General features: G+C 54.6%; 12 protein-coding genes. 9 read left to right on the top strand and 3 right to left on the bottom strand.

Going from position 1 to position 13,953, the window contains the following annotated elements; genetic code table 11:
- The first annotated feature begins 8 nt into the window (after positions 1-8).
- The 5 genes from bcsE (at position 9) to FOC35_RS09300 (ending at position 4,185) form a co-directional block, all read left to right on the top strand.
- A complete protein-coding gene (bcsE, locus tag FOC35_RS09320; RefSeq protein WP_172568752.1) occupies positions 9-1,571 on the top strand; it encodes a cellulose biosynthesis protein BcsE in 1,563 nt (520 codons plus the stop codon).
- On the top strand, positions 1,571-1,762 hold the full coding sequence (gene bcsF, locus FOC35_RS09315; RefSeq protein ID WP_244878537.1) for a cellulose biosynthesis protein BcsF: 192 nt from the start codon (positions 1,571-1,573) through the stop codon (positions 1,760-1,762). Before bcsE ends, bcsF begins: the two co-directional genes overlap by 1 nt.
- Positions 1,755-3,428 (top strand): cellulose biosynthesis protein BcsG, encoded by a 1,674-nt coding sequence (gene bcsG / locus FOC35_RS09310; RefSeq protein ID WP_172568751.1) that lies wholly within the window; start codon positions 1,755-1,757, stop codon positions 3,426-3,428. Before bcsF ends, bcsG begins: the two co-directional genes overlap by 8 nt.
- A 254-nt stretch (positions 3,429-3,682) precedes the next feature.
- Complete coding sequence (yefM, locus tag FOC35_RS09305) at positions 3,683-3,934, top strand: YoeB-YefM toxin-antitoxin system antitoxin YefM (protein ID WP_039899469.1); 252 nt, start codon at positions 3,683-3,685, stop codon at positions 3,932-3,934.
- Complete coding sequence (locus FOC35_RS09300; protein ID WP_016538736.1) at positions 3,931-4,185, top strand: Txe/YoeB family addiction module toxin; 255 nt, start codon at positions 3,931-3,933, stop codon at positions 4,183-4,185. Before yefM ends, FOC35_RS09300 begins: the two co-directional genes overlap by 4 nt.
- A 67-nt stretch (positions 4,186-4,252) precedes the next feature.
- Here FOC35_RS09300 and FOC35_RS09295 read toward each other — a convergent pair whose 3' ends face one another.
- A complete protein-coding gene (locus FOC35_RS09295; RefSeq protein ID WP_016538737.1) occupies positions 4,253-4,915 on the bottom strand; it encodes an OmpA family lipoprotein in 663 nt (220 codons plus the stop codon).
- A 153-nt stretch (positions 4,916-5,068) separates the two neighbouring features.
- Between FOC35_RS09295 and FOC35_RS09290 the strand changes: the two genes are divergently transcribed.
- The gene (locus FOC35_RS09290; protein ID WP_172568750.1) at positions 5,069-7,399 is read left to right on the top strand and encodes a molybdopterin guanine dinucleotide-containing S/N-oxide reductase; all 2,331 of its coding nucleotides are present in this window, start codon (positions 5,069-5,071) and stop codon (positions 7,397-7,399) included.
- On the opposite strand, the gene FOC35_RS09285 is transcribed toward FOC35_RS09290, so the two are convergent.
- Together FOC35_RS09285 and tag are read right to left on the bottom strand one after the other, a co-directional pair.
- Positions 7,368-7,808, bottom strand: coding sequence for an N-acetyltransferase (locus FOC35_RS09285; RefSeq protein ID WP_172568749.1), 441 nt, complete (start codon positions 7,806-7,808; stop codon positions 7,368-7,370). The two genes, FOC35_RS09290 and FOC35_RS09285, sit on opposite strands and share 32 nt — an antisense overlap.
- Positions 7,808-8,368, bottom strand: a complete 561-nt coding sequence (gene tag / locus FOC35_RS09280) for a DNA-3-methyladenine glycosylase I (protein ID WP_172568748.1) — start codon at positions 8,366-8,368, stop codon at positions 7,808-7,810. Before tag ends, FOC35_RS09285 begins: the two co-directional genes overlap by 1 nt.
- 362 nt (positions 8,369-8,730) lie before the next feature.
- Between tag and FOC35_RS09275 the strand changes: the two genes are divergently transcribed.
- The 3 genes from FOC35_RS09275 (at position 8,731) to eptB (ending at position 13,771) form a co-directional block, all read left to right on the top strand.
- Positions 8,731-9,939, top strand: a complete 1,209-nt coding sequence (locus FOC35_RS09275) for an MFS transporter (RefSeq protein ID WP_016538744.1) — start codon at positions 8,731-8,733, stop codon at positions 9,937-9,939.
- 218 nt (positions 9,940-10,157) lie between these two features.
- Positions 10,158-11,843, top strand: a complete 1,686-nt coding sequence (locus FOC35_RS09270) for an LTA synthase family protein (protein ID WP_172568747.1) — start codon at positions 10,158-10,160, stop codon at positions 11,841-11,843.
- A gap of 245 nt (positions 11,844-12,088) precedes the next feature.
- Positions 12,089-13,771 (top strand): kdo(2)-lipid A phosphoethanolamine 7''-transferase, encoded by a 1,683-nt coding sequence (gene eptB / locus FOC35_RS09265; protein WP_172568746.1) that lies wholly within the window; start codon positions 12,089-12,091, stop codon positions 13,769-13,771.
- The last annotated feature ends 182 nt before the right edge of the window (positions 13,772-13,953 follow it).

Genomic DNA, 13,953 nt, shown 5'->3' with positions numbered 1-13,953 from the left:
TGAAAGTCATGGAACCCATATTCTCGCTTGGCATTACATCTTTGTGGGACGAATTAAGCCACATGCCGACCGGTGGAGTCTGGTGGCTGGATGTGGGGCGCAGAGATGACGCCATCACCTTGATTAATCAAACCATTTCAAAGCAAAAAGAGCAGGATAACATTGCGGTTATTACGATGGGAGAAAAGCCCAAAAAGATAATAAAACTGGACGCACTTCACGGCCCCAAAAAAATTGATCTTTTTTCCATGCCAAATTCTTATAATGGTCTAAACTGCATGCCCCAAGATTTAATGTGTAGCGTTAATCCGAAAAATTATTTATTTATCCTGTTGAGTTCAGATAATGTCTGGGAAAATATACCCAGCGCCTCTTTGCTTCGCTGGATTCATTCTATTGGGCGATGGACAAAGCGCCACAATTGCAGCCTGCTGTTTGTGAATGTTGGAAATAATATCGACAAACAGTTTTCGTTATTAATTAACGAACACCGCAGCCTGTCCGGCCTTGCCAGCCTGCGGGCGCAAACGGACATTCACCGCTATGACGTTGCCTTCTGGTGCAACGAAAGAGGGGTGACCGCCGATCAACAGCTCGATGTCCAGTGGCATAAGCAAAGCTGGCAGGTGGTGGAAAACGTTGAAAATACGCCTCAGCCCCGCAGCGATGAAAAGCGGGTGATGAGCCATATTGCCGTGCTGGAAGGCGCACCCGCCCTGTCCGAAAACTGGCAGCTGTTTGAAAATAACGAGCAGCTGTTTGAAGCGGCGAGAAGCGCCCAGGCGGCGACAATCATTTTTTCCCTGACGCAAAACAGCCAAATAAACAGCATTGCCCGGCAAATCCACGCCCTGCGCCGCCAGCGAGGTAGCGCGCTGAAGCTGATCGTACGTGAAAATCATGCCAGCCTGCGCGCCACGGACGAACGCCTGATGCTCGGCTGCGGGGCTACGCTTATCATTCCGTGGAACGCGCCGCTCTCCCGCTGTCTGACGATGATAGAAAGCATTCAGGGCGTTAAATTTACCCGCCACGTACCGGAAGAAATTGGCGTGCTCATCGACCAGATGCAGCCGTTAAAACTGCGCGGCTACCAGCCCTGGGAAACGTTCTGCAACGGCATAGCGGCATTGATGAATAACTCGCTGCTGCCCCAGGACGGTAAGGGCGTAATGGTTGCCCTGCGCCCGGTACCGGGGCTACGCGTTGAACAGGCGCTTACGCTGTGCCGCCCAAACCGCATGGGCGATATCGTCACGCTCGGCGAAAACCGGCTGGTGCTGTTCCTTTCGTTCTGCCGTATTAACGATCTCGATACCGCCCTGAACCATATCTTCCCGCTGCCGGTTAACGATATCTTCACCAACCGCATGGTGTGGTACGAAGACGGCCAGATAGCCGCAGAGGTGTTACAGATGCAGGCCATGCGCCCGGAAAAATGGGCTAAACCTCTTGCCGCAACCCTCAACCAAAATGCCGTGCCTCAGGTAAGCCGCGAGGGCCACGGCTGGCGCCGCCAGCCCACCGCAATCACCCTGCTTGACGATACCGCCGGGGAGCAAACATCATGATGAATATCACCGACATCATTCAGCTGGTTGTGCTTTGCGCGATTATCTTTATCCCGCTGGGCTACACCGCCCACCGCTGGCTTCCCCGGCTGAGCAATTCAGTACGGTTAATGTTTCTAAAACCACGCTACGTCAAACCGGCCGGAACGCTGCGCCGGGCTTCAGTCAAGGCAGACCACCAACATGACTAATCACGCTCAAACGGCAAAACCGCTCGCATCTTTCCGGCAATACTGGCGCGGGCTGGGCGGCTGGAACTACTACTTTCTGCTGAAATTTGGGCTGCTGTGGACCGGCTATCTCAATTTTCACCCGCTGGCAAACCTGGTCTTTCTCGCCTTTTTACTGTTCCCGCTGCCGCCGATTAACCTCCACAAGCTGCGTAACTGGATAGCGCTGCCCATCGGTATCGGGCTTTTCTGGCACGATACCTGGCTGCCCGGCCCCGACAGCATTATTAGCCAGGGGTCGCAGGTCGCCGGTTTTAGCTTTGCCTATCTCGTTGACCTGGTTACCCGGTTTATTAACTGGCAGATGATAGGTGCCGCCTTTGTGCTGCTGGTTGCCTGGCTTTTTGTCTCACAATGGCTGCGCGTGACGGTATTTGTGGTCGCAATTCTGGTTTGGCTTAACCTGTTAACCGTGGCCGGGCCAGCTATCTCCCTGCTGCCTTCCGCCGCACAAACTACCGCTTCGGTTAATACCGGCGCACCGGCAGCTTCCGGTGCGGCTCCGGCTCCGGTGCCCGGCGACATTCCGGCACAGACCGCCCCTCCCACCAGCGATAACATTACCGCCTGGCTGAACAGTTTTTATGCCGGCGAAGCCAAACGGCAGACCAAATTCCCGGACGCGCTGCCCGCGGACGCTCAGCCTTTTGAGCTGCTGATAATAAATATCTGCTCGCTTTCATGGTCGGACATTGAAGCGGTCGGCCTGGATTCACACCCGCTGTGGAAACACTTCGATATTCTGTTCAAAAACTTTAACTCGGCCACCTCCTACAGCGGCCCGGCGGCTATTCGCCTGCTGCGTGCCAGCTGCGGCCAGTCTTCTCATAAAGGGCTTTACGAGCCTGCCGGTAATCAGTGCTATCTGTTTGATGATCTTGCCCGTCTGGGCTTTAAACAGCAGCTGATAATGGATCATAACGGCGTGTTCGGTGATTTCCTGAAAGAAGTCCGTGAGTACGGCGGCGTTCAGGTTCCGCTGATGGACCAGGGCGGGCTGCCGAGTGGGCTGCTCGCCTTCGATGGCTCACAAATTTATGACGACACGGCGGTGCTACATCGTTGGTTGCAGGGCGAACAGAACGACGGCGCTAACCCGCGTACCGCCACCTTCTATAATCTGGTGCCGCTGCACGACGGCAACCATTATCCGGGCAATAGCAAAACCGCCGACTATAAAGCCAGGGCGCAAAAGCTGTTTGACGAGCTGGACTCGTTCCTGACCGAGCTTGAAAAGTCGGACCGCAAAGTGATGGTAGTGATTGTGCCAGAGCACGGCGCGGCGCTGAAAGGCGATAAAATGCAGGTCTCCGGCCTGCGTGACATCCCGAGCCCGGACATCACCCACGTTCCGGCAGGCGTAAAATTTGTTGGGATGAAGGCTCCGCATCAGGGAGAGGCTGTCGAAATCAGCCAGCCGAGCAGTTATCTGGCCATTTCGGAGCTGGTTTCCCGTTCGGTTGACGGCAAAAATTTCGTGGCAGACCAGGTGGACTGGAATGCGTTAACCGGCAACCTGCCGCAAACCGCACCGGTCTCTGAAAACGCCACGGCGGTGGTGCTGAAATACCAGGATAAGCCGTATGTTCGGCTCAGCGGCGGCGACTGGGTGCCTTATCCGCAGTAATTTTTACGCGACGTTATCATCAGCAAAACCGGCACTCTGTTGCCGGTTTTTTTATCAGCTTATAGCTGCATCTCCAGAAAATAAATGCGATTTAGCACAATAGTTTGCGAGCCAGGTTCCTGAATTAAAAACAAAGACTGTGATCGGAAGTCGAGAGGGAATAGAGTGTTTACGGCGGCGCATTGTACTCAAAACTGTACAATATCTGTATAAATTATATACTGATGGAAATATTGTACATCCCGGGGGTTTCCGTGCGCACAATCACCTACAGTAAAGCTCGGCAGGAGCTGGCAGATACCATGCAAAATGCAATAGACGATCGGGCACCAGTCCTGATAACCCGACAGAATGGAGGCAACTGCGTGCTACTTAGTGAAGAGCAATATAACTCTCTGGAGGAGACGGCTTATCTGATGCGTTCTCCGGCCAACGCCGCGCGTCTGAATCAGGCCATAGAAGATATCAATAACGATCGGTATACAGAACGAGACCTTATCGAATGATCCTCTGCTGGCACCGTCAGGCCTGGGAGGACTATCTCTGGTTTCAGGCCAGCGATAAAAGAAGGGTGAAGCGCATTAACGATCTCATTAAAGATATCAAACGAACGCCGTTTCAGGGCCTGGGCAAACCTGAGCCGCTGAAATTTAACTGGGCAGGTTTCTGGTCACGCCGCGTAGATGAAGAGCATCGGCTGGTTTATACCGTTAAAGAAGATCGCCTGATTATCGTAGCCTGCCGCTACCACTACTAAAAATACCAGCAGGGTAGCGGCTCCCGGCGGCGGGTTTGCTGTTGCCAGGCCCACCGTCTGATTCAATTTACCCCAAAGGGCTAAGAGTGATTTCTACCCGGCGGTTCTGCGCTTTGCCTTCGGCAGTGCTGTTGCTGGCGATAGGGTTCGCCGGGCCAGCGCCGGAAGTGCGAACGCGGCTGGCGTCCACGCCCTGGGTAATCAACGCGCTGCCTACGCCGTCAGCACGCTGCTGAGAAAGACGCATGTTCAGCTCGTTGCTGCCGGTGCTGTCGGTATAGCCCACGACGTTTACCGCCGTTTTCGGATACTCTTTCAGCACCATCGCAACGCCGGTCAGGGTATTCGCGCCTGCGGGCTTCAGCGTCGCGCTACTGCTGTCGAAGGTAACGTTGTTCGGCATATTGAGCACGATATTGTCGCCGTTACGGGTCACGCTGACGCCGGTTCCGCGCATTTTGTCGCGCAGTTTCGCCTCCTGCACATCCATGTAATAACCCACGCCGCCGCCCAGTGCCGCACCGGCCGCCGCGCCAATAAGAGCGCCTTTGCCGCGATCTTTTTTCGACGAAGAGAGCACGCCGACTCCCGCACCCACCAGCGAACCAATCCCGGCTCCGATGCCGGATTTGCCCGCCTGGCTTTCGCCGGTGTAAGGGTTAGTGGTGCAGCCTGAAACCGCTAAGGTGCCGCAAACCACGGCAGCCATAATCATGACGCGTTTTTTCATCTTCTTTCCTTCAATCCTTATGAATCCTTGGCCGTATACGATATCGGCGATTGATTATGACGGCGGATCGTGTAGAAAATTCCGGGAAGTATTCTGATAGTTGTAAATAATATGCGTGGGCGCAGCCCACCACCTGCAAACGCGGAGCCCAAATTGGCAAACTCATCTTCTTCACGCAAACAGATCCTCACCGCCGCGCACTGGGGGCCGATGCTGGTTGAAACCGACGGCAAGCGGGTTTATAGCTCGCGCGGAGCGCTGGAAACCGGCCACCTCAACTCGTTACAAACGGCTGTTCCGGACCAGGTACACAGCAAAGCGCGAGTGGCGTTTCCGATGGCGCGAAAAGGATTTTTGGCCTCCCCGAATAGCCCACAGGGCATTCGAGGAAAGGACGAGTATGTGCGCATCAGCTGGGATGAGGCCCTTGAGCTTATCCACCGGCAGCATAAACGCATCAGGGAGAGCTACGGCCCGGCGGCGATTTTTGCCGGTTCCTATGGCTGGCGCTCTAACGGCGTGTTGCATAAAGCCTCCACCCTGCTTCAGCGCTACATGAGCCTGGCGGGCGGCTACACCGGGCACTCAGGCGACTACTCTACCGGCGCCGCGCAGGTGATCATGCCCTATGTCGTCGGCTCCAGTGAGGTTTACCAGCAGCAGACCAGCTGGCCGCTGCTGCTTGAGAACAGCGAAGTTGTGGTGCTGTGGAGCGCTAATCCGCTAAATACATTAAAAATTGCATGGAACGCCAGCGACGAGCAGGGCGTGAAGTTTTTTGAGCAGCTCAAAAACAGCGGAAAAACCATTATTGCCATCGACCCGATGCGCTCCGAAACCGTGGATTTTTTTGGCGAGCATGCTGACTGGATTGCGCCGCATATGGGCACCGACGTGGCGCTGATGCTTGGCATCGCCCATACGCTCGTCGCGCTTAATAAGCACGATACTGAGTTTCTGCAACGCTGCACCACCGGCTACGACAAGTTTGAAGCCTATCTGCTTGGCACCCGCGACGGCACGCCGAAAAGCGCGGCCTGGGCGGCAGAAATATGCGGCATTCCGGCAGAGAAAATCGAGAAGCTGGCGACGCTGTTCAGCGGCCAGCGCACCATGCTGATGGCGGGCTGGGGCATGCAGCGCCAGCAGTACGGCGAGCAGAAACACTGGATGCTGGTGACGCTGGCGGCAATGCTGGGCCAGATAGGCACGCCGGGCGGCGGGTTCGGCCTCTCCTACCACTTTGCTAACGGCGGCAACCCAACCCGCAGCGCGGCGGTTCTCGGTTCGCTGCAAGGCTCTCTGGCCGGGGGAACCGACGCGGTAGATAAAATACCGGTGGCGCGCATTGTCGAGGCGCTGGAGAATCCGGGTGGCGTTTATCAGCACAACGGTCGGCAGTACACCTTCCCGGACATTCGCATGCTTTGGTGGGCGGGCGGCAGCAACTTTACCCATCATCAGGACACTAATCGCCTGGCTGCCTCATGGCAAAAGCCTGAGTTTATCGTCATCTCCGAATGCTTCTGGACGGCGGCAGCTAAGCACGCCGATATCGTGCTGCCGGTAACCACCTCGTTTGAACGCAACGACATGACGATGACCGGAGATTACAGCAACCAGCATCTGGTGCCGATGAAGCAGGTTGTTGCGGCCCAGGGCGAAGCACGTAACGATTTCGATATTTTCGCCGAACTGAGCGAAATATGGGAAGCGGGCGGAAAACTGCGCTTTAACGAAGGTAAAAGCGAACTTGAATGGCTGGAAAGCTTTTATGAGATAGCTCGCCAGCGGGGAGCCGCACAGCACATTACGCTGCCAGCATTCAGTGAATTCTGGGAAGCTAACCAGCTGATAGAAATGCCGGAAAATGCGAAAAATGCAGAATTTATTCGCTTCTCCGCCTTCCGGGAAGATCCTCAGGCGAACCCGCTGAAAACGCCGAGCGGTAAAATTGAGATCTATTCCGAGCGTATAGCAAGCTTTGGCTATGAGGATTGTCCTCCGCATCCGAGCTGGCTGGCCCCTGATGAGTGGCAGGGCAACGCCGAGTCCGGCCAGCTTCAGCTGCTCTCCTCGCATCCGGCTCACCGCCTGCACAGCCAGCTCAACTATGCCACGCTGCGCGACCAATACACTGTTGCCGGGCGAGAACCCATCACGCTACACCCGGATGACGCAAAAGCTCGCGGCATCGCAGATGGTGATTTAGTTCGCGTCTGGAACGCTCGTGGGCAGGTATTGGTTGGTGCTCAGGTTACGGACGGCATCAGGCCAGGCGTGGTTTGCATTCATCAGGGTGCGTGGCCCGATCTCGACGAAAATCAGCTGTGTAAAAACGGGGCCGTTAACGTGCTGACGATGGATATCCCGTCTTCGCGCCTCGCAAACGGCTGTGCGGCAAATAATTCGCTGGTCTGGGCAGAGAAGTTTACCGGCCAGCCGCCGGTTGTTACCGCTTTTGACCCGCCTGCCAGCCCATAATCCAGGTCGGGTGCTGCGTTTCTTCCTGCCACGCGCTTTCCTCGATGTGAAAGCCGTGGCGGTGGTAGAAATGCACCGCCTTCCGGTTTTTCTGGTACACCTCAAGGCTTAAAGCCGGATATTCGGCTTTAGCCTGCTCAAGCAGCGCACCGCCAATCCCTTGCCCGCAGCAGGACGGGGCCACAAACAGCGCGCCGATAAACTGCTTCTCCATGACGCTGATAAACCCCACCAGCCTTTCCTGTTGCAGGTAAACCCAGGTTTTTGACTGCGGAATATAAACATTGCGTACCAGGTTTTCGCTCTCACGCCAGTAACTTTCGGCGATAAAGGGGTGCCCGGCGATTGTGCTCTCGAGCCACAGCGCCATCAGAACATCCATTTCCGATAACTCAAAACGGCGGATCATCAGCCGTGGTCCGGATGACAGAAGCAGCCGGTAACGTGATCGTTTACCAGCCCACAGGCCTGCATAAAAGAGTAGCAGATAGTCGAGCCTACGAATTTAAAGCCGCGTTTTTTTAGCGCTTTAGATAATGCATCCGACGCTGGGGTAAAGGCCGGGATTTCGCTCAGCGTGGCGGCATGCCTCACCTGAGGAGTATTGTGGACAAACGACCAGACGAATTCGGGGAATTTTTCGCCGTTTGCTTCCATCGCCAGAAACGCTTTGGCGTTATTAATGATGGCTTCAATTTTCCCCCGATGCCGGATAATGCCCGCATCCTGCATCAGCTCTTCAATCTCTTCCGGCTGAATAAGCGCAACGGCATAGGGATCAAAGTCTCTAAAACGGCGGCGATAATTCTCGCGTTTTTTCAGCACGATAATCCAGGAAAGCCCGGCCTGCTGGCCTTCGAGACAGATCATCTCGAACAGCTTTTGCCCGTCGGTTACCGGCACGCCCCACTCTTTGTCGTGATACTCAAGATACAGCGGATCCTGAGTCACCCAGCCACAACGTTCCATATTCTGCTCCCTGATTATTTTTTCGCATCGGCGAACAAATCTAGTACCAGGACAATAGCGAATCCCGCAAGATTCACAACCTTGATCGAATCAAAGTAAGGCTCTTTCCCGGCGACATTTTTGCAAACTGTTAACCACATCTCACTTATGATTTAACATTTAATATACAGCAAATACGCACCATACAACGATAGTAGGCACTAACAAACGAAAAGTAAAAACCGCTTTCAAGGTCATTCATACCCTCAGGGATGCATTTCATTCCGTTCTCCACGCATTTCATGCCGTTTTCTCCTGGAATAAACTGCACTTCGCTATCGTAGGCGGCAGATAACTTCCCTTAGATTCGCAGGACACCTGCCATGAATACTGCCACCTACAACCGTACACGCTGGTTAACTCTTATCGGCACCATCATTACCCAGTTCGCTCTGGGTTCCGTTTATACCTGGAGCCTGTTCAACAGCGCGCTGTCCGACAAGCTCAACGCCCCTATCAGCCAGGTCGCTTTCTCCTTCGGCCTGCTGAGCCTTGGTCTTGCCATCTCTTCCTCCGTAGCGGGCAAGCTGCAGGACCGCTTCGGGGTTCGCAAAGTGACGATGGCGGCGGGCGTGCTGCTTGGCGCGGGGCTGTTCTTCACCGCTCACGCAAACAACCTGATGATGCTGTGGCTAACCGCTGGCGTGCTGGTCGGTCTGGCGGACGGCGCGGGTTACCTGTTAACGCTTTCCAACTGCGTGAAGTGGTTCCCCGAGCGTAAAGGCCTGATTTCTGCCTTCTCCATCGGCGCTTACGGCCTCGGTAGCCTGGGCTTCAAATATATTGATACTCACCTGATGGCGGCCTACGGCCTGGAAAACACCTTCATGATTTGGGGTGGCCTGGCAATGGTGATGGTGCTGTTCGGCGCCACCATGATGAAAGATGCTCCGCTCCAGGAAACCAAAACCGCTGGCGGCGTGGCAAAAGCAGACTTCACCCTCGCCGAATCTATGCGTCAACCACAATACTGGATGCTGGCGCTGATGTTCCTGACCGCCTGCATGAGCGGCCTGTACGTTATCGGCGTAGCAAAAGATATCGCTCAGGGAATGGTACACCTGGATGCCCTGTCCGCCGCCAACGCGGTAACCGTTATCTCTATCGCGAACCTCAGCGGTCGCCTGGTGCTCGGTATCCTGTCAGACAAAATCGCCCGCATTCGCGTTATTACTATCGGCCAGGTAATTTCTCTGGTGGGTATGGCAGCCCTGCTGTTCGCCCCGCTCAACGAAGCAACCTTCTTCGCGGCCATCGCCTGCGTTGCCTTTAACTTCGGCGGCACCATCACCGTATACCCTTCTCTGGTGAGCGAATTCTTCGGCCTGAACAACCTGACTAAAAACTACGGTGTGATTTACCTGGGCTTCGGTATCGGCAGCATCTGCGGCTCTATTATCGCTTCGCTGTTCGGCGGCTTCTATGTGACCTTCTGCGTCATCTTCGCCCTGCTGATTTTGTCCCTGGCTATCTCCACCACAATTCGCCAGCCGGTTCGCGCCATGATGAAACATCGCCATGCACATGCCTGATACCCTCTAAGTATTCAGACTGCCCAAAACCGCCGCCAGGCGGTTTTTTTATTGCGGCTTTCCCGGTCACATGCATACGGCACAAAGTAGTCCTTTCACAAACAGAAGCACAACCAGCCTCATTCAATAGCAGTATTCAATACGATTTTTCTGGTTGAAGTTGTAGTATGCCGGACTGCGTTTGTTGCCCAGAAAAATAATACATCCCACAGGATAATATGAGCATGATGAAACCAGGCTCCGGCCGAAAAGCTCGTTGGACATACCTTTATGTCGCGCTGCTGCTCATTGCGGCCCTTATCATTGTCGCAGGTAATTCACCGCGTGATGTCTACCCGCTGGTTATCGCGGCATGTGCCTTTATTTTCTGCGGCGGGCTGCTTTATTTAGTCTCTGCCAGAGCCGCATTCGCCATCGCCACCAGCAGCCTGCTGGTCATCCTGCTGCAATTTTTAAACCAGCTTAAGGTTCACTATTACAAAGATCAGCTGCTGTTCCCTGATATCTTTATGATGGCCGACCCTTCCAACGCCGGCACGCTGCTGCACTATCCGTCCGCCGGTGTAGCCGTGGTGGCCATGCTAGCACTGCTTATATTAACGCTCGTCGTCAGCTGGCGCGTTGCGCCGCGCCGCGCCGGTTTGGCCGCACCGCTGGTCGCCGTTGGCATCATGCTGGGCAGCGCTGCGCTTTTAAGCCACAGCGTGCTGCGCAATCAGCATGACTGGTCAACCAAGCTACCGGGCGGCACCGGCGTGCTGTCCAACCTGGCGATGTCGGGAATACAGACGATTTATGACTCCCCAACCTTCCCTGAAGAACCAGCTCAGGAATTTATCACCCGTGCCGCAGCGCTCAATAAAGCTCAGCCAACGCCGAACGGCGTGCGCCCCGACATCGTTCTGCTATTGCAGGAGTCCACGGTTGACCCACGTCTTTACAAGGTGCCGACCCCGGGTGTGCTGCCGCATCTCGCTATGTTCGACCAGGACAGCAAGGTAAAAGCCCATTCTCTGATGCGCGTACAAACTTTCGGCGGCGGTACCTGGCTGTCTGAATTTGCGGCGCTCACCGGCCTGCGTAGCGATGATTTTGGCGCGATGAAAAACGCGGTGTTTTATTCCGTCATCGACCACGTCAACGACAGTCTGTTTAAACAGATGAAAGATAACGGTTATTACACCGTAGTCCTGACGCCATTCAATAAATCGGCCTACAACGCTGGCCACGCCTATAGCATGATGGGCGTGGATAAAATTATTCAGCCTCAGGAGCTGGGCTACCCTGGTGATATCTCGGAAAACCTTTGGCACATCAGCACTGGCGATGTTCTGAGCTACGTCAAAAAGCTCCTCGGCAGCCAGACCGACAAACCAATTTTTGTCTACGCCCTGACTATGTATGAGCACGGCCCTTACGATGCCTCTCATCACGATGATTACCAGCTGGCATCGGTGGTGAAAAATGAAGGTTCGGCGGGTAAATTCAGCCACTACGTGGAAAAAATCAAAAACTCCGACATCGCGCTCAAGGACTTCTTCCAGTTCGTTGACCAGCGTAAGCGGCCTACGATGTTCATGTATTTTGGTGACCACCAGCCCGCTATCGACTGGGCTAACGGCTATACCTCACCGCTGCCGGACGCCATGCACCTGTCGCAGTTCAGCCTGCGGGACAACTTCAATCTTCCGCCGGTTTCGGACCTGGGCCAGGTCACCGACATCGCATTCCTGGGTGGGATATTGCTCGAGCAGGCGCAGCTGAAAGTGTCTCCGTTCTACCAGGCCAATATCGACATGCGCCACTTATGCAAGGGCGAACTCAATGATTGCCAGGACACCGCGCTGTTTAACAGCTACAGAAACTACATTTACGACAAGCTGCATGCCGCCTCGAAAGAGTGAGTCATTCCGGCCACTTAGCTGAATAAAAACCTCGCCCGAAAGGCGGGGTTTTTCACTTTTCGCACCAAAGAGACTTTATCCGGGTGACCGCCAGGCAATCGGGCATTACAATCCCCCACCGTTCTAATTTGAGCCAGCGCCAGGAATTATCCCCTAATCGCAACTAATTCGGCTTCATTGAGAACTCCCCACCCGCCCTACGGTCTGAATAGCGCTTATATGTCTATATCGCCAGGATACCCTGCATGAATTACTTTAAAACAATGTCCCACCAGAAGTTGTGTTTGCTGCTGGCGGTATACATTGGTTGGTTTTTGAATATCTCTGTTTTCTACCAGCGCTTTGATAGCCGCGCACAAGTTTTCATTGCCTGGAAAGGAATAGCCGCGGCGGCAGAAGTGCTGGCCTGCCTGCTGGTCACCTTTTTCCTGTTCCGCCTCCTTTCGCTGTTCGGACGTTCCGCGTGGCGGATTCTGGCTTCGTTTGTGGTGCTGTGCTCGGTGGCCGCCGGCTATTACATGACGTTCTTTAACGTGGTGGTGGGCTACGGCATTATCGCCTCGGTGATGACCACCGATATCGATCTTTCTAAAGAAGTCGTAGGCTATCACTTCGCCATCTGGATGGTGCTGGTCAGCGCCATACCGCTGCTCCTTATCTGGATGAATCAATCCCGCGATACGCTAATTCAGCAGCTATTAACCCCCGGCCAGCGGACAAAAAATATCGCTATCGTGCTGCTTTCCGCCCTGCTGGTCTGGGCGCCTCTGCGTTTTTTAGGCGAGGTACAGTCCGACGATGAACAAGGCTCGACCACCGATATGGCCAGCTATGGCGGCGTGGTAGCAAGCTCCTATTTACCCTCTAACTGGGTCTCGGCCCTCGGTTTGTTCGCCTGGGCGCGCGCGGACGAATCCAGCGGCAATACCTCGTTGCTGAATCCGGCAAAGAAGTTTACCTATGTTGCTCCGCAGGGCATCGATGATACCTACATGGTGTTTATTATCGGGGAAACCACGCGCTGGGATCACATGGGGATACTCGGCTACGAACGTGACACGACGCCGAAGCTTTCAAAAGAGAAAAACCTTGTCGCGTTCCGCGGCGAGTCCTGCGACACCGCCACCAAACTTTCGCTGCGCTGCATGTTTGTGCGTGAGGGCGGTACGGCAGATAACCCACAGCGGACCCTGAAAGAGCAAAACGTCTTTGCGGTTCTCAAGCAGCTTGGTTTCAGCTCGGAGCTGTTCGCGATGCAGAGTGAAATCTGGTTCTACAAAAATGCCATGCCGGACAGCTTCTCCTTCCGCGAGCAAATTGCCGCCGAACCGCTTAATCGCGGCAAAACCGTTGATGACATGCTGCTGGTTGAGGAAATGAAGCAGTCGGTCGACGAGAACCCGGAAGGTAAACACCTGGTGATTCTTCACACCAAAGGCTCCCACTTCTCCTACGCGCAGCGCTACCCGCGCAGCTTCGCCAAATGGACGCCGGAGTGCATCAGTCTTGATAAAGGCTGCTCAAAAGAGATGCTGATTAACGCTTTCGACAACTCGGTGCTCTACACCGACACGGTTATCGACAGCGTGATTGATAAGCTGCGTGATAAGAAAGCCATCGTCTTCTATGCGGCAGACCACGGCGAGTCGATTAGCGAGTCCAAACACCTGCACGGCACCCCACGAGAAATGGCGCCACCGGAGCAGTTCCGCGTGCCGCTGCTGGTCTGGGCGTCGGATAAATATCTGGAAAATCCTGCCTCTGCCGAGTCGTTCAGGCATATGCAGGAACAGGCGAAAATGAAGGTACCGCATCGCCATGTTGAACTGTATGACACCATCCTGGGCTGCCTGGGCTACACCTCGCCGAACGGCGGGATCAACCAGAATAACAACTGGTGTCACGTACCGGAAAAAACTGCGCAATAGGGTTTAAAAAAACCGTGGGCGGCGGGAGTCACAACCTGCCGCCATGGCGAATCTGGCAGAATATAAGCCATCGAATTTAGTTATGAAAAAGCGTGGTTTTTTGCGCCATTACTTATGATGGCGGACAGCATTTTTCGCTGTGAGCGATGCAGATCACAAAATAAATCGTGCAACAATTCATC

It is taken from the genome of Cedecea sp. FDAARGOS_727 (genome assembly GCF_012273235.1).
In the GTDB taxonomy this organism is placed as follows: Bacteria; Pseudomonadota; Gammaproteobacteria; order Enterobacterales; family Enterobacteriaceae; genus Cedecea; species Cedecea davisae.
Note: the sequence above shows the minus strand (reverse complement) of the source record. Positions and strands in the feature narration are given on the sequence as shown.